The organism is Microbulbifer maximicatervae (SeqCode) (genome assembly GCF_052467325.1).
Map to the genome: position 1 here is coordinate 2,785,796 of NZ_CP174310.1, position 14,407 is coordinate 2,800,202.

Annotated in this window: 16 protein-coding genes; 11 read left to right on the plus strand and 5 right to left on the minus strand. The window is 54.9% G+C overall.

Translation table 11 applies throughout. The features are described from left to right. Positions 1-8: 8 nt before the first annotated feature. Positions 9-1,382 carry a glutamine synthetase family protein gene (locus ACJJIE_RS12530; RefSeq protein WP_444891912.1) on the minus strand — a complete coding sequence of 458 codons (1,374 nt, stop codon included), beginning with the start codon at positions 1,380-1,382 and terminating at the stop codon, positions 9-11. Between the two features lie 162 nt (positions 1,383-1,544). Between ACJJIE_RS12530 and ppa the strand changes: the two genes are divergently transcribed. Next, a complete protein-coding gene (ppa, locus tag ACJJIE_RS12535; protein ID WP_282931443.1) occupies positions 1,545-2,081 on the plus strand; it encodes an inorganic diphosphatase in 537 nt (178 codons plus the stop codon). 81 nt (positions 2,082-2,162) lie between these two features. Here ppa and ACJJIE_RS12540 read toward each other — a convergent pair whose 3' ends face one another. The 3 genes from ACJJIE_RS12540 to ACJJIE_RS12550 all read right to left on the minus strand — a co-directional run bounded on the left by ACJJIE_RS12540 (position 2,163) and on the right by ACJJIE_RS12550 (position 4,340). After that, positions 2,163-2,639, minus strand: coding sequence for a hypothetical protein (locus tag ACJJIE_RS12540; RefSeq protein ID WP_282931442.1), 477 nt, complete (start codon positions 2,637-2,639; stop codon positions 2,163-2,165). A gap of 18 nt (positions 2,640-2,657) precedes the next feature. Next, positions 2,658-3,464, minus strand: coding sequence for a serine O-acetyltransferase (gene cysE / locus ACJJIE_RS12545; RefSeq protein ID WP_444891913.1), 807 nt, complete (start codon positions 3,462-3,464; stop codon positions 2,658-2,660). Positions 3,465-3,620: 156 nt separating this feature from the next. Beyond that, positions 3,621-4,340 (minus strand): M15 family metallopeptidase, encoded by a 720-nt coding sequence (locus ACJJIE_RS12550; RefSeq protein WP_444891914.1) that lies wholly within the window; start codon positions 4,338-4,340, stop codon positions 3,621-3,623. 246 nt (positions 4,341-4,586) lie between these two features. Between ACJJIE_RS12550 and ACJJIE_RS12555 the strand changes: the two genes are divergently transcribed. The 6 genes from ACJJIE_RS12555 (at position 4,587) to ACJJIE_RS12580 (ending at position 8,675) form a co-directional block, all read left to right on the plus strand. Continuing rightward, positions 4,587-4,871 (plus strand): TfoX/Sxy family protein, encoded by a 285-nt coding sequence (locus ACJJIE_RS12555; protein ID WP_108735343.1) that lies wholly within the window; start codon positions 4,587-4,589, stop codon positions 4,869-4,871. 174 nt (positions 4,872-5,045) lie between these two features. After that, positions 5,046-5,930: a protease HtpX gene (gene htpX, locus ACJJIE_RS12560; RefSeq protein ID WP_282931439.1), complete on the plus strand. Its 885-nt coding sequence runs from the start codon at positions 5,046-5,048 to the stop codon at positions 5,928-5,930. A gap of 108 nt (positions 5,931-6,038) precedes the next feature. Further along, positions 6,039-6,398 (plus strand): hypothetical protein, encoded by a 360-nt coding sequence (locus ACJJIE_RS12565; RefSeq protein WP_444891915.1) that lies wholly within the window; start codon positions 6,039-6,041, stop codon positions 6,396-6,398. 7 nt (positions 6,399-6,405) lie between these two features. Next, a complete protein-coding gene (locus ACJJIE_RS12570; protein WP_444891916.1) occupies positions 6,406-6,855 on the plus strand; it encodes a hypothetical protein in 450 nt (149 codons plus the stop codon). 371 nt (positions 6,856-7,226) lie between these two features. Next, positions 7,227-8,282, plus strand: a complete 1,056-nt coding sequence (locus ACJJIE_RS12575) for a S1C family serine protease (protein ID WP_444891917.1) — start codon at positions 7,227-7,229, stop codon at positions 8,280-8,282. Between the two features lie 48 nt (positions 8,283-8,330). Then, entirely contained in the window at positions 8,331-8,675 is a 345-nt protein-coding gene (locus tag ACJJIE_RS12580) for a Rieske (2Fe-2S) protein (protein ID WP_444891918.1), read from the plus strand. An 18-nt stretch (positions 8,676-8,693) separates the two neighbouring features. Here ACJJIE_RS12580 and sfsA read toward each other — a convergent pair whose 3' ends face one another. After that, on the minus strand, positions 8,694-9,395 hold the full coding sequence (gene sfsA / locus ACJJIE_RS12585) for a DNA/RNA nuclease SfsA (RefSeq protein ID WP_444891919.1): 702 nt from the start codon (positions 9,393-9,395) through the stop codon (positions 8,694-8,696). Between the two features lie 258 nt (positions 9,396-9,653). Here sfsA and dksA point away from each other — a divergent pair, with 258 nt between their 5' ends. From dksA to ACJJIE_RS12605, 4 genes are all read left to right on the plus strand, one after another. After that, a complete protein-coding gene (gene dksA, locus ACJJIE_RS12590; protein ID WP_108734345.1) occupies positions 9,654-10,091 on the plus strand; it encodes an RNA polymerase-binding protein DksA in 438 nt (145 codons plus the stop codon). 80 nt (positions 10,092-10,171) lie between these two features. Beyond that, complete coding sequence (gene gluQRS, locus ACJJIE_RS12595; protein ID WP_444891920.1) at positions 10,172-11,044, plus strand: tRNA glutamyl-Q(34) synthetase GluQRS; 873 nt, start codon at positions 10,172-10,174, stop codon at positions 11,042-11,044. A gap of 142 nt (positions 11,045-11,186) precedes the next feature. Then, entirely contained in the window at positions 11,187-11,363 is a 177-nt protein-coding gene (locus ACJJIE_RS12600) for a hypothetical protein (RefSeq protein WP_169337099.1), read from the plus strand. Continuing rightward, positions 11,353-14,316 carry an ATP-binding protein gene (locus tag ACJJIE_RS12605; RefSeq protein ID WP_444891921.1) on the plus strand — a complete coding sequence of 988 codons (2,964 nt, stop codon included), beginning with the start codon at positions 11,353-11,355 and terminating at the stop codon, positions 14,314-14,316. The genes ACJJIE_RS12600 and ACJJIE_RS12605 overlap by 11 nt, the downstream gene beginning before the upstream one ends. The last annotated feature ends 91 nt before the right edge of the window (positions 14,317-14,407 follow it).

The window sequence follows — 14,407 nt, forward strand, 5'->3', positions numbered from 1 at the left end:
ACTCCCAATTAAATAATTTCGAAGTACCGCTCCAACTCCCAGTCACTCACATGGCGGCGATATTCCCGCTCCTCCCACTCGCGACTGGCAGAAAAGTGTTCAACAAAGTCGCTGCCAAATAGTTCCTGTGCTGCTTCTGACGCCTTAAATTGCTGAGTGGATTCCCACAGTGTGCCCGGCAGAACCTGCTCGCCTTCCAACTCCAGCGAATAAGCATTGCCGGTGACAGGCTCACCGGGATGCCATTGCTGCATAACACCGTAAAGACCCGAGCCCAAAGCTGCTGCCAGTGCTAAATAGGGATTGGCGTCGGCGGCCCCCAAGCGGTATTCGATGCGCTGGGAAGTATCGCCACCCGGGATAGCGCGCAGAGCCGTTGTGCGGTTTTCCACTCCCCAGCTGGCTCCTGTTGGCGCCCAATACCCTGGTACCAAGCGGCGATAACTGTTGACAGTCGGCGCCATCAGGGCAAGGAATTGCGGCATCAACCTTTGCTGCCCAGCAATAAACTGACGCATTACCTGGCTGATACCGTCTGGCTGGCCCGAATCGAAAAAAGCCGAATCACCGCTGCCACTATTGCGCAGTGATAAATGAATATGCCCGCTTTGCCCCGGGTACTCACTGGACCAGCGGGACATGAAAGTGGCCATCAAGCCCATTCGCTGTGCCAATACTTTTATAAAGGTTTTAAACAAGGCAGCTTTGTCTCCAGCGGCCTCAACACCATCCACTGCAATAGCCGCCTCTAAAACTCCCGGACCTGTTTCTGTGTGTAAGCCCTCCAAGGGGAAGTCCATGCGCTCACTCAGTTCCAGGATTTCCCGGTACAGCTCACCGTGGACAGAATTTCGCAGTATGGAATAACCAAACACATCAGGGGTAAAAGGCTTGAGGTTGCGGAAACCCTTGCTCCGCACTGACTCGGGCGTTTCATCAAACAGGAAAAATTCGTACTCCAGGGCGGCATAGGGATCAAATCCCAGTGAGCGGCAGCGCTCAATTACCCTGCGCAGAACTGCGCGGGGACACAACGCCTGGGCGCGACCGTCAAACTCGGCGAGAAATAGCAGCATGTCATCTTCAAAAGGTACATCCCGGCAACTTTCTGGAAGAATGCGGACCGGAGCGTCTGGATATCCGGTGTGCCAACCGGTATAGCGGGTATTGTCGTAGAGCTGATCCTTAACATCCCAGCCCAGGACCACATCGCAAAACGAGAAGCCCTTTTCCAGGGATGAGAGGAACTTGGCGCGGCTCATATATTTGCCACGCATTACACCATCGGTATCGAATAAGCCCACTTTGACATGACTGAGGCCTCGTTCTTCGACAATTGCGCGGGCCTCCTGAGCGGTTTTTACCTCCCGTGCCTTTACCATGACTGGTCCTGCCCCGTTGTTGTTATCTCCGAGTTACAGGATAGACCCGCCAGACGAGCTTCGACGCCATAAACCCGGCGCAGGCGTGACTTTCAGCCGAGCCCCTCAGCATATATAATCCGCGCTCCAGATTTTCAGTTATCTATTCATTCAGGACCAGCAATGAGCTTCGAAAAGATCCCGGCAGGTAAAGAACTGCCCAACGATATCAACGTAATCATCGAGATCCCTGCCAACCACGACCCGATCAAGTACGAAGTGGACAAGGACTCTGACGCAGTATTTGTGGATCGCTTCGTTGCCACTCCGATGTTCTACCCAGCAAACTACGGCTACGTGCCCCAGACTCTGTCTGAAGACGGTGACCCCCTGGACGTGCTGGTTGTAGCGCCTTACCCGGTAATGGTTGGTTCTGTAATCCGCTCTCGTGTTGTTGGCGTTCTGAACATGACCGACGAATCCGGTGTTGATGCCAAACTGCTGGCCGTACCGCACACCAAGCTGACCAAGCTGTACGATCACGTTGAAGAAATCAGCGACCTGCCCGAGCTGCTGATCAAGCAGATCGAGCACTACTTCGAAAACTACAAAGCCCTGGAAGCGGGCAAGTGGGTTAAAGTAGAAGGCTGGGCTGACGCCGAAGCTGCACGCAAAGAAGTTATGGCTTCCCGCGAGCGCTACCTGAAAGAAGAAGGCTAATCCCCTCTTCTTTCAGCAGACTCTGAGCAATAAAAAACCGGCCTAGTGCCGGTTTTTTATTGCCTGTTAGGAGAGACCCTGTCAGTTAACTTCCCAATTGGGAACAGAGACAGGAGATAGCTCCTCCCCTTTGCGCTCACTCTCATCCAGAAGCTGGCCTTCCGCTGCACGTAAACTGAGGTGCTCTACCTCAACGCTGACCGGTTCCACCGACTTGCGTTCGTGCTCCTTAACCAAGTTTCCCTCCATGGGCGCCAAGGTCCACTTCGGGCTAGCCGCAGCTTCCATCTTGGGCTTGGTTTGCTCAGCAACAGCTGCGCCGCTGCTTTCGTCCTTAATAGTGACCTGTGCGCCTATTTTGGCCAGGTTTGCACGAAACTTCTGTGCCTGGGGCAGAGATAACCCTTTCTTCAGTACCAGCGGGCGCCCACTGAATAATTTCTCTATCGCCTGGGGATTGCTTTTAAACAGGCGCACCATACTGGCCTTTACATCACCGGCGGTAAAACCCGCCACCAAATCACCGCGAAAAACCAAACTGTAGGCAGATTGCGACATCAATAATATTTCCCTGAGTTACTCTTCCGAATCCAGAGTCTGGTCCATGGTATAAGCCGGAGCCCCTTCTACACGCCCTCCTACCTGGCGGGCGGGAACACCGGCGACGGTTGTATGGGCCGGCACATCGTGCAAGACCAGGCTACCGGCGGCAATTTTGACGTCCTCTCCCACCTTAACCGGACCCAATACTTTAGCACCGGCGCCAATCATCACTCCGGGGCCAATTTTCGGATGACGATCGCCGCTGCCGCTGCCACTGCCGCCCAATGTCACCGAGTGGAGAATCGAGACATTGTCCTCAACCACACAGGTCTCCCCCACCACTAATCCAGTGGCGTGATCGATCATAATCCCGCAGCCAAATCGCGCTGCTGGGTGGATATCCACCGAGAACTGTTCCGATACCTGGCTCTGGAAATAGAGCGCCAAGGTATGGCGGCCTTGATTCCACAACCAGTGCGCTATCCGGTGGGATTGCAGGGCGTGAAAACCCTTAAAATACAGGAAAGGCGTCAGGTACTGGTCGCAAGCCGGGTCCCGGTCATACCAAGCGCAAATATCCTCGCTCATACAGTGGGAAATACTCGGATCATTAGCCAGAGCCGTGGCAATCACTTCCTGAAGTGCGGTTGCCGTGAGGGCATTGTGCTCCAACACCGAAGCCAGGTGATCCGCCATAGCATCACCCAGAGACTTGTGGCGCAAAATGGTATTGTGGAAATAACTTGCCAGGATAGCTTCGCCAGCAGCCGCCTCTGAGGCTTCAGCCCGCATCGCCTGCCAAATATCCCGCTGCCCTTGAACGGCCGCTTCCTCACCCATAATTCATCTCCCTTATATTTCCCAGGGCATTCACTGCGGCGCAGCTTGGCAGGATCACTAGCCCCTTTCAAGAGGAAGCCTCCATTGCAAAGTAGCTTTCTTGCCACCCCCCATTGAGGTGGTAATAAACTGTAACCAACCTATCTCAACAGGCCGCTATAGTTGCCCATTAAATGGGGGGTAGCAGTGATCCGGAACCCAGATATAGCGCGTATAGATTTCCTGAAGGTGCTCGCAAACCGCAGTGCCCAGGGATAGTTCTGACTCTTGTAGCAACTCGGACAGGCGCTCCACGCTGAGAAGTTCCTGAAGCTCTCGGGCCCTGGGGGCATAGCTCAGGTGCCAGCGTTCCGGTGCGACTCCGCCGCGATCCTCTGCATAGGGCCGGAACAGCCCATAACTATTACCCGTGCTGATTTGGTTATCCAGCCAGCGGTGGAAGGCGCCAAAAACTCCGTCGTCCGCCACCTCCTGGGGAGTGAGCTGGACTGCATAGTCAGCGGGGACTGCCGCCGCATCGATAATATCGAAATCGGTACCCCAGTGGTGACGGGATGCTCCCGGCAATGCGGACCAGCGCAGAATGGCGAAGATCAGCCCCCGCTCGCTTAACTGTTCAATATCCAGGGGAGTACCGTGACTATCAAGAACCGGGCGGTGACCTTGTGCTTTGGCATTCCAAATCAACAGTTGTCGGTCAAAGGCGCGAAAACCGGAAACGATTTTAGGGGCAAACCCCTCTTCACGGGCATCCCGCCTCAAGCGCTGGAAGGCGATCAAGGCTTCGGGGTGTAAAAGCTGGTCAGAAGCTGGGTCGACAATGACATGCTCATCGCCGAGTCCAAACAACATACGCTTCAGCGGTGTCGATAACATTTGCATCTCATTATTAGGCTAACTCCAAAGGGCAGGCTAAATTATTCAACAGGCTATGCCTACTTTAACAGAGCGCAGATAGTCGCCCTTAACTATGGCACCAAAGCAGGGGCACCAAAAGCAGGCGCGCCGCACAATAATCTGGCGGTAATGTTTGTTAGCCACCTGTTAATTTATGTTAAGTTCAAAGCCGCAGTCGAGGGGTTGGCTGCGACAACGGACGCTCAAACTGGTAGGGAAAACCGAATGCACCCGAGTCAATCAGAACTATTAAAACTAAAAAACCTGGGCCTGGCCTCGGTCAATATTCTCCACTCTATTGGCATTCGCTCCCACGATGATCTGCGCAGGGTTGGGCCTGTCGAGGCCTTTATCAGTATTCGCAACCGGGGGATTAACGCCTCCAAAGTAATGCTCTACGCTCTTCAGGGCGCCCTGATGGATGTGCACTGGAACGACCTGGAGCCGGAGCTGAAACAACACCTCACCAGCGAGGTCGACCGCCTCCTTGCCACCCAAAACTCTGACTAGCAATTCCCCTCAAACACCGCGGAAAGAGTCGCAGACACACGCACTCGACGGACTCGGCACAGCAGGCCAAGCTGTGCCGGTCTACAGTAAGGCAAGTTGCGCCAACCCTATCTAAACTTACCGGTGGAGCCACGGAATAATTCCGTAAAGACACTCACTCAAAGGAGAGATCCGATGTTGCGCATTGGGCTATTCCTGCTGACCAACCTTGCTGTCCTTGTATTGGTTGGCATTATTTTCAATATTTTTGGAATTGGGGGAATTCTTCAGGCAAACGGTGTCGATCTCAACCTCGGCGCCTTGTTGCTGATGTGCGCAATTTTTGGTTTTGGCGGGTCTTTTATTTCCCTGCTCTTATCGAAAACCATCGCACGGGTCAGTACCCGCACACAAATTATCGAGCAGCCCCGCAGTGCCGATGAACAGTGGTTGGTAGAAACCGTACGGGAACTCTCCCGCAAAGCGGGCATCGGTATGCCAGATGTGGGGATATTTCCAATGCCCCAGGCGAATGCCTTCGCCACCGGTTGGAATCGCAACAGCGCCCTGGTCTCTGTCAGTGCCGGTCTGTTGCAGCGCTTCAGCCGAGAGGAAGCCCGCGCCGTTATTGGCCATGAAATTGGTCACGTGGCCAATGGCGATATGGTGACGCTGGCACTGATCCAGGGCGTGGTAAATACCTTTGTGATGTTCCTCGCCCGCTTGGTTGGGTTCTTCGTAGACCGGGTTATCTTGCGCAACGAAGAGGGATTGGGCATCGGCTATTTTGTCACATCTATTGTTATGGACATCATATTCGGCTTCTTCGCCATGATGATTGTCGCCTGGTTCAGTCGCCGCCGTGAATATCGAGCCGACCATGCCGGTGCCACACTGGCCAGTCCTCAATCCATGATTGCCGCACTACAACGGCTCAAGGTGGAGTCCGATCGCGGCCACGAGGAACCCCTACCCGGCAATATGAAAGCCTTCGGTATATTCGGTAGCATGGGAGCGCTTATGGCTACGCACCCACCACTGGATGATCGTATTCTCGCCCTGCAAAACTTCCGTAATTAGTGTCTAATTGGATAGATAAGTGATCAGAGCTGTAGTTTCAATTTCTCACAGAGCTGCCACTAAAACGTAGTTACTTTCTATGTGGACGGATGCAAAGTAAAAGCATTTATGCAAAGAAGTGTCCTGAAGTACATCCCACTGCTCTTTGCCATATTTTTAATTGGGTGTTCTCCTTCATGGAGTGATGGCCCTTACGAGATTTATTGGATAGATGGCGAAAAAGCCCTTGGTTTTAATTTGGGGGACGATGCCTACATCCGCCGTATCGATAAGCCACAGCATATCAGTGCAAACGAGATGTTCGTCTCAGTCTACGCTTGCCCTGAGGGTGCCTGCGCTTACTATTACATAGATCGACTTCAAGACCACAAATTTGCAGATTCTTCCGAGTTTGTTTTTGGCCCCTACACAGAAAAAACCTTTGTTCAATTGGAACAAAAGCTAAAACTACCAAAACTGGAGCAATAATAAAAACATGAGAAAAGCATCAAGATTTATGCCTAAATACAAAACTGAAAAAGCAAGTAAAGCTACGTTGTTTGTTTTTCTCGCAGCAGTGCTAGCTCTCCTTATTTACCAGCCAATGTTCTTTTTATCTTTAGCTGGCTTAGCATTATTGGCCATAATTTGGGGCACTGTCGAACAGCGCAAAATTGACAGGCATTTCCAACGACTATGTAACAACCGCAAAGGTTTATCCATTTGTGAATTTGCCCGGGAGTTTGATCGCAAAATTGTAGACACATGGATTATTAGAGCGGTGTATGAGCAAGTACAAGCAGCACTTCCCACCAAAAAGCAGATCCCAATTCAAGCATCAGATGATTTCTTTAATACCCTGAAACTGGATGAAGATGATTTCGATCTGGACTTAATTATTGAGGAAATTGCACAAAGAACCGAGCGAAGTCTTGAGAACTATTAAAGCAATCCCTATTACGGCAAGGTAACAACGGTCCGGAATCTGGTACTGTTTTTTAATCTCCAGGCCTATGGAGAGGCAACCTGACAGGCCGAAACAGGTTTTGTACTACGAGACAAAACTAGCGCATATGTCATCATTAATCCCACCGCAGAAATTTCATTGCTCCAGCAGCAGTCGGCGACGCTCAGCCAAAGTGAGTTCCGAGATCCATAGCCCCCAGCTTTAAATCTCGCCAGCAGCCCCCAATAAACAGCCAACACCGCATAACGATTGCAAACAAGATACACTTTCAAAACAGCAACAAACAAAAAGGAAGACGACAGTTACAGACGTCTCTTCCAATCCGGTAGTTCAAAGGGAGGATTGTATTAATGACTCTACTTAAAACTCTACGCACCAGCTTAATCTCAGTCTTTTTACTGCTTACGCCAGCAATATCTGCACAGGCGGAAACCTTTGCCACCGACGACGAGCGCAACACCATGCAGGTGTTCAATTTTGCCAGTCCGTCAGTGGTCTATGTCACCAATGAAACCCTGGTGCGGGATCGCAGGACCCTGCGCCTCCACTCAGTGCCCAAAGGCGCCGGCAGCGGATTTATCTGGGACACTCAGGGCCATATTGTCACCAATTTCCACGTCATTGAGGGTGCGCGGCAAATCACTATTACTTTGCAGGATCGCAGCGAGTGGCCGGCCGAATTGGTGGGATCTGCACCGGAAAAGGATCTGGCAGTTCTGAAAATTAACGCTCCCAGGGAGTTGCTAAAACCCCTGGTTGTGGGCACCTCCAGCAATCTCGCGGTAGGCCGCAAAGTACTGGCTATCGGCAACCCGTTCGGCCTGGATACCACTCTCACCACCGGGGTGGTCAGCGCCCTGGGGCGGGAAATTGAAGCCGCCAACAACCGCACCATTCGCAATGTTATCCAAACAGATGCGGCTATTAATCCAGGTAACTCCGGCGGCCCGTTGCTGGATTCCCAAGCGCGTTTAATCGGGGTCAACACCGCTATTTACAGTCCCAGTGGCGCCAGTGTCGGTATTGGCTTTGCGATTCCAGTGGATACGGTCAAAAAAATTGTGCCGGAACTGATCAATCACGGCCGCCTGGTACGCCCGATTATTGGTATCGAATCCGCCCCGGACCAGTGGAGTAGCCGCTACGGCTTTGAAGGGGTCGCCGTATTGCGTACCGCTCCCGGGCTTCCCGCAGAGAAAGCCGGCTTGCGCGGTATCCACCGCACCCGGGGTGGGGGCTGGGAATTGGGCGATGTGATTGTAGAAATAGAACAGCAGCCGATTCGCAGCTACGACGATCTGCTCAATGCCCTGGAAAAACACAGAGCCGGTGACGAAATCACTATCGGCATACTGCGTGACGGGACAATTCGCTACACGTCCATTAGACTCGCGGCACCCGAATAAGCAGGCGCTTGCGCCCTGAACAAGAATTAGGCCGGGAGCCGATAATCTATGCAGAAGTACTTCCTGTGTCGCTATGACGAATTAAGCGAAGGTCAATCCAAAGGGTTCTCCCTCGGAGACACTGCCGCCGGCACTGACAATGTGTTTGCTGTGATGAAAGATGGCGAGGTCTACGCCTACAAAAACACCTGCCCTCACCGGGGCATCAATCTGGACTGGCAGGAAGACCAGTTCCTCGATCCCGATGGCGCACTTATTCAGTGCGCCTCCCACGGCGCGCTATTTCTGATTGAATCTGGGGAGTGTATCGCCGGGCCCTGCACTGGTGATGCCCTGACCCCAGTACCGCTGGAATATGCACAGGACGGTCTCTACGCATTACTGGCCGACTGACAGCCCCCTGCCTTTCCCTCACGGGAGAAAAGGCAGGGCCTCCTCTAGCTCGACACCTTCAGCACCGAGCTTCGCGCGGTATGCAAGCACTTGCACACCAGCATCGACAGCGGAATCCAGGGCCTCAGCATAAGCGGGATCAATTTCCCGCGCCGCCTGCACCGTCTCAATACCGCTGTGTTGGACGCAGTAAAAAAGTACCGCCCGCACACCGCTCTCAGCCAGCTTTTGCAGTTCGCGCAGGTGCTTGGCGCCCCGGGTACTTACCGCATCGGGAAAGTAACCCTGCGCCCCATCTGCCAGGGTCACATTTTTCACTTCTACGTAGCAGTCCCCATCGGCGCCGGACAACAACAGATCGATACGGCTGTTTTCCTCGCCATAGCGCACTTCCCTGCGCAGGGATTCATAGCCCTGCAACTCGCTGACTACGCCGGACAGAATGGCTTCTTCAACCAGAGCATTGGCGCGGCCTGTATTAACCCCCGCCAGGGCTCCATCCGGGGTCGTACAGATTTCCAGGGTGTGGCGATACTTGCGCTTAGGGTTGCCAGAATCGGAGTACCAGCAGTCTCCCCCCTCCACCCAACAATTCTTCATAGACCCCGTATTTGGGCAGTGGATGGTAAACACTTCGCCACTGGCAGATTCCACATCGGCGAGAAAGCGCTTGTATCGGCGCAAAAGTGTTGCCTTTTGCAACGGGGGGGTAAATTTCACGGGCTGGACCACTTGGCTGTAACTTCAGGCGCCACAAAATAGCAGACAACTATTTGTGGCGCGAATCGCGCAGATTTGATAGCTTCCTCGCTCTCGGTCGCCAGGGGTATCGGTACCGAGAACAGGATTAGCCTGACACCGCAGCGAATTTGATAGGTGAAAAAAGCATCACTTAGAAAGATTCCGGTCTAGGCTAGATTGAATTTGGTGGTATCGCCCCCATAAAGGGGGGCCCGTATAGAAAGAGAGGCAACGACTATGCCCAAAACTGCTGCGAGCACCGAATCTCTGCACGGCTTTGAGCCCTACAAGGAGACGCAGGGCGAAGAGTACATGAATGAGAAGCAGCAGGAGCATTTCCGCAACTTGCTGTTGGCCTGGAAGGCCGAGCTGATGGCGGAAGTGGACCGCACCGTTTCCCACATGAAAGACGAGGCCGCAAACTTCCCCGATCCCGCAGACCGCGCCAGCCAGGAAGAAGAATTTAGCCTGGAATTGCGCACCCGCGATCGCGAGCGCAAGCTGATCAAGAAGATCGATGCCACCCTGGAGCTTATCGACCAGGATGACTACGGTTTCTGCGAAGCCTGTGGTGTTGATATCGGCATTCGCCGCCTGGAAGCCCGTCCAACCGCCACTCTGTGCGTGGACTGCAAAACCCTCGCGGAAATCAAGGAACGGCAGATCTCCGGCTGATCCACAACCGATAGCGGCACGGCGTTCGCTTGCGATCGCCCTGCTCGGAGGGGGCGATCAATGTATCGCCCCTATTCATTTTGAACAGCTCAACTCCCTATATTGGTCGCTTCGCACCCTCCCCGAGTGGACCGCTCCACTTCGGCTCACTGGTGTGCGCCGTCGGCAGCTACCTCGACGCCCTCGCCCATGGTGGACACTGGCTCCTGCGCATGGAAGACCTCGACCCTCCCCGGGAAGAGCCCGGCGCGGCAACCCGCATCCTGAAATCCCTGGAAGCCCACGGACTGCACTGGCACGGCCCCGTCGAATGGCAGAGCAAGCGCTACGCACTCTACGAGGAAACCCTGTCCACACTGCGCCAACGGCAACTTATTTACCCCTGCGACTGCTCACGCAGCCAGATTAAGAAAAATGGTGGACATGCGAACGACTTCTGTCGCCTTAAATACGATGTGAGCGAACCCTCAGCGCTGCGGTTGCAATGCGCAGGCGGCGAGGAAGGCTTTGTGGATATTTGGCATGGAGAGCAACGGCAGCTCATCCGCGAAGACACGATTCTCAAGCGCCGCGACGGCCTCTATGCCTACCAACTGGCAGTCGTTGTCGACGATATCGACCAACAGGTCAACCAGGTGGTGCGCGGCTCAGACCTATTGGATACCACCGGTGCACAACAGCGCTTGCATAAAATCCTCGGCGCCACTCCCCCCCAGTTCGGCCATCTGCCGCTGGTGATGGGCCCTGACGACAGGCAAAAACTCAGCAAACAAAATCACGCGCCGGCTATCGACGACAACATGGCTTCCGGTAACCTCTGTAAGGCTTTACAGTTCCTCGGCTTCAAACTGCCAAACACTGCCCCAACAGAATCCCCCGAGCATATTCTCAAGTGGGCTACCGCACGCTGGCGCCGCCACCAGATAGATATGCGCAACCGCCAATTGCACTGATTCCAAGCTGCACTTACCATTTCCGCGCCAGCCGCCCTTAGGGGTCCGGCTGATAACCCGCGTTGACGATTACACAGGGATGACTTCTCACCGGTACAGTGCGCGGGCAACAAATTTCTCTAGCGGGTTTTCAAGGCGATCTATGAGTAACCGCACACTATTAATTCTGCTGGTGTTGGTGGGTTATGTATTCTCCCCCACCATCTTCACCTGGATGATCAATCCCGTCGGCGCCTGGTACCGGCCTTTTATCCTCTGGTTCGTGCTGATCCTGCTGGCGATTTTTATCCAGTGGAGGCGCAAATCGAATGAGCTTTGATATTGCCCACATTGCCCTGGTGGGAGTGGCCTATATCGCCACCCTGTTTTTTGTCGCCTTCGCCACCTCCAAGGGCTGGCTGCCTTCCCGCTGGGTGCGGCATCCACTGGTTTATGTGCTCTCCCTGGGCGTATCGTTATCGGCCTGGACCTTCTACGGTATCGTCGACCTGGCCTGGCAATATGGTTACGGGGTACTCGCCTACTATCTGGGCACCGGCGCCATGTTCCTGTTTGCGCCAGTAGCCCTGGAACCACTGGCGCGCCTGGCACAGCGCTACCAGCTGTACTCCCCGGCAGATCTTCTGGTGTTCCGCTATCACAGCCGCCAGGCGGGGACTCTCGCCACCCTGTTTATGCTGTTGGCGCTGCTCCCCCTGATCGCCCTGCAAATCCAGGCAGTATCTGAGACCCTGGCCCTTTTATCGCGGGATAGTGTGGCTGCCCTGGCACTGCCGGACAGCGGTGTATCGAGCAAAAATTTAATCGCATTTTTCTACTGCGTATTGCTAGCGGTATTCACCAGCATGTACGGCGCCACCCGCGAGCGTGGCGAGGGCCTGGCCAGTGCCATGGCCCTGGAGTCCCTGGTAAAACTGGTGGCTCTCACCGCTGTGGGCGGCTATGCCATTTACGGCGTCTTCGGTGGGTTTTCCGGCCTGGATGAGTGGCTGCTGAAGAACCCCGATATGCACCAGCTGCTCTACACCCCCATCAAGCAGGGCTCATCCCATACCCTGCTACTGGTGTTTATCGCCACTGCCGTGGCTATGCCACATATTTTTTACCTGAGTATTGCCGAGCGCCCTACCGGACAGGCAATGCGCACCGCCAGCTGGGGCTTCCCCCTGTTCCTGCTGCTGATGGCCCTGCCCATCTTCCCCATCATGTGGGCGGGCTTTGCCCTGGATGTGGCCGGCCCGGTGCAGTACTTCTCGCTGGCGGTACCCCGCGCCAGTGGCTCGGCACTGCTCACCACCCTGGCCTTTATCGGCGGCCTGTCAGCAGCCACTGGCGCGCTAATCATGATCACCCTGGCCCTCGCCACCATGGTGATGAACCACTGGCTGCTGCCCGGCACCCGCTGGCATTCTGAGGACAATATGTACCGGCAGCTGGTGTGGCTGCGCCGCGCGCTGATCGCCGCTCTATTTATTGCCGGCTTTGCCTTTTACCTGTTACTCAACAACCGACTCTCCCTGTCGGATCTGGCCCTGCTGGCATTTATCGGATCACTCCAGTTCCTGCCTGGGATTTTTGCTGTAATCCACTGGCCGCGAGGCAATCGACGCGGATTTGTCGGTGGTCTGCTGGCGGGCATGTTACTTTGGGGGGGCGGCCTGTTAATTCCGTCAATTTTTGGGATTACCGGCATCACCCTGCCCGGCACTTCCCTCCAAATTCCCCTGGGAATGTCTATCTGGACACAGATCACCACCCTGTCACTGGGGGTCAATGTCCTGTTATTTGTCGGCCTATCTCTGTTCACCCGCACCAGCAGCCTGGAGCAGTACGCCGCTGACCTGTGTAGCGACGACACCATCGCCCAGGCTCTGCGCCTGGGACTGGATGTGGAATCCGCCGCAGATTTTCGCCTGCGCTTGGCTGAAAGCCTCGGAGCCGCTACTGCGAATAAAGAAGTTAAACGCGCTCTCGCCGCCCTCAATCTGCCGGACAACGAGCGCCGCCCCTACGCCCTGCGTCAACTGCGCAACAAGTTGGAGTCCAATCTCTCCGGCCTGCTGGGGCGTGTTCTGGCGGTGCAAATTATTGATCGACACTTCCCGTTCCAGAACAGCGATCAGCCGGCAAACAAAGACATTCACCTGATCGAGACCCGATTGGGCCGTTATAAGCACCAGCTCACCGGCTTGGCCGCAGAACTCAATAACCTGCGTCTGTATCACCGCCAAATGCTGGAAGAGCTGCCGATGGCCGCTTGCTCCCTGGGGCGCGACGGAGAAGTCCTGCTGTGGAATTACGCCATGCAGGACCTCACCGGTATCAGTGCCAGCGAGGTAATCGGCTCGAAACTGGAATACTTGGCGGAGCCCTGGCGCAGCCTGCTGGGGGAATTCGCCCTATCCACCGATGCCAGCCGCTTTAAGCAACAGGTGAGCCTCGACGGCAATAGCCACTGGCTCAACCTGCACAAGGCGCGGCAAAAACGCAGCCGCAGCGACCGCTCCCGCGACGAGCGCGGCGATGCACAAATGTTGTTGCTGGAGGACATTACCGAAACGCAGGTCTTGGAACAGGAACTTATCCACAGCGAGCGCCTGGCCTCTGTGGGCCGCCTAGCCGCCGGCGTAGCCCACGAAGTGGGTAATCCGGTCACGGGGATCGCCTGCCTGGCGCAAAACCTCCAGTACGACTGTGACAATCCGGAAGTCCTGGAAACCGCCGACCAGATCCTGAGCCAGACCCAGCGCATCAGCCGTATCGTCCACTCCCTGGTCAACTTCTCTCACAGCGGCAACCAGGAAGACAGCGAGCGGGCCCCGGTAGATCTCTATGCCTGCGTACAGGAGGCGGTCAACCTGCTGTCCCTGCAACGGGATAAGACCGAGGTCCAGTTTGAGAATCGGGTACCTGAAGACTTGATCGCCCCGGGAGACAACCAGCGCTTGATCCAGGTGTTTATCAACCTGCTCAGTAATGCCCGCGATGCCAGCCCCGATGGCGGCCAGATTGTAATTGAGGGCTATCGCAAGAGCGGCAGCGCCTGTGTCTCTGTCACCGACAGCGGACCGGGAATTTCAGCTCAGCATCGTGAACGGATTCTGGAGCCCTTCTTCACAACGAAAGAGCCTGGCGAAGGTACGGGGCTGGGGCTGGCAATGGTTTACAGCATTGTCGAGGAGCACGGCGGCCAGCTGGAATTGGTCAGTCCCGCCAACCCGGAAACCGGGACTGGCGCCCGCTTTATTGTGCAACTCCCCCTGGGAGACTGAGATGGTTGGACACCCAAATCGATCATTATTTGTGCAAAAATAACCCGATTAACCGTTTTTGAGTTGCATCGAAACGGCGCCCGGGTAAAAC

What these genes read in the sequence shown, in the direction of transcription:
- cysE (WP_444891913.1), bottom strand. Translation starts at nt 3,464, where the DNA reads ATGGGTGAGGAAGCGGCCGTTCAAGGGCAGCGGGATATTTGGCAGGCG.
- ACJJIE_RS12580 (WP_444891918.1), top strand. Translation starts at nt 8,331, where the DNA reads ATGCAGAAGTACTTCCTGTGTCGCTATGACGAATTAAGCGAAGGTCAA.
- ACJJIE_RS12565 (WP_444891915.1), top strand. Translation starts at nt 6,039, where the DNA reads ATGCAAAGAAGTGTCCTGAAGTACATCCCACTGCTCTTTGCCATATTT.
- htpX (WP_282931439.1), top strand. Translation starts at nt 5,046, where the DNA reads ATGTTGCGCATTGGGCTATTCCTGCTGACCAACCTTGCTGTCCTTGTA.
- ACJJIE_RS12530 (WP_444891912.1), bottom strand. Translation starts at nt 1,382, where the DNA reads ATGGTAAAGGCACGGGAGGTAAAAACCGCTCAGGAGGCCCGCGCAATT.
- ACJJIE_RS12555 (WP_108735343.1), top strand. Translation starts at nt 4,587, where the DNA reads ATGCACCCGAGTCAATCAGAACTATTAAAACTAAAAAACCTGGGCCTG.
- ACJJIE_RS12540 (WP_282931442.1), bottom strand. Translation starts at nt 2,639, where the DNA reads ATGTCGCAATCTGCCTACAGTTTGGTTTTTCGCGGTGATTTGGTGGCG.
- dksA (WP_108734345.1), top strand. Translation starts at nt 9,654, where the DNA reads ATGCCCAAAACTGCTGCGAGCACCGAATCTCTGCACGGCTTTGAGCCC.
- ACJJIE_RS12550 (WP_444891914.1), bottom strand. Translation starts at nt 4,340, where the DNA reads ATGTTATCGACACCGCTGAAGCGTATGTTGTTTGGACTCGGCGATGAG.
- ppa (WP_282931443.1), top strand. Translation starts at nt 1,545, where the DNA reads ATGAGCTTCGAAAAGATCCCGGCAGGTAAAGAACTGCCCAACGATATC.
- ACJJIE_RS12600 (WP_169337099.1), top strand. Translation starts at nt 11,187, where the DNA reads ATGAGTAACCGCACACTATTAATTCTGCTGGTGTTGGTGGGTTATGTA.
- ACJJIE_RS12570 (WP_444891916.1), top strand. Translation starts at nt 6,406, where the DNA reads ATGAGAAAAGCATCAAGATTTATGCCTAAATACAAAACTGAAAAAGCA.
- ACJJIE_RS12605 (WP_444891921.1), top strand. Translation starts at nt 11,353, where the DNA reads ATGAGCTTTGATATTGCCCACATTGCCCTGGTGGGAGTGGCCTATATC.
- ACJJIE_RS12575 (WP_444891917.1), top strand. Translation starts at nt 7,227, where the DNA reads ATGACTCTACTTAAAACTCTACGCACCAGCTTAATCTCAGTCTTTTTA.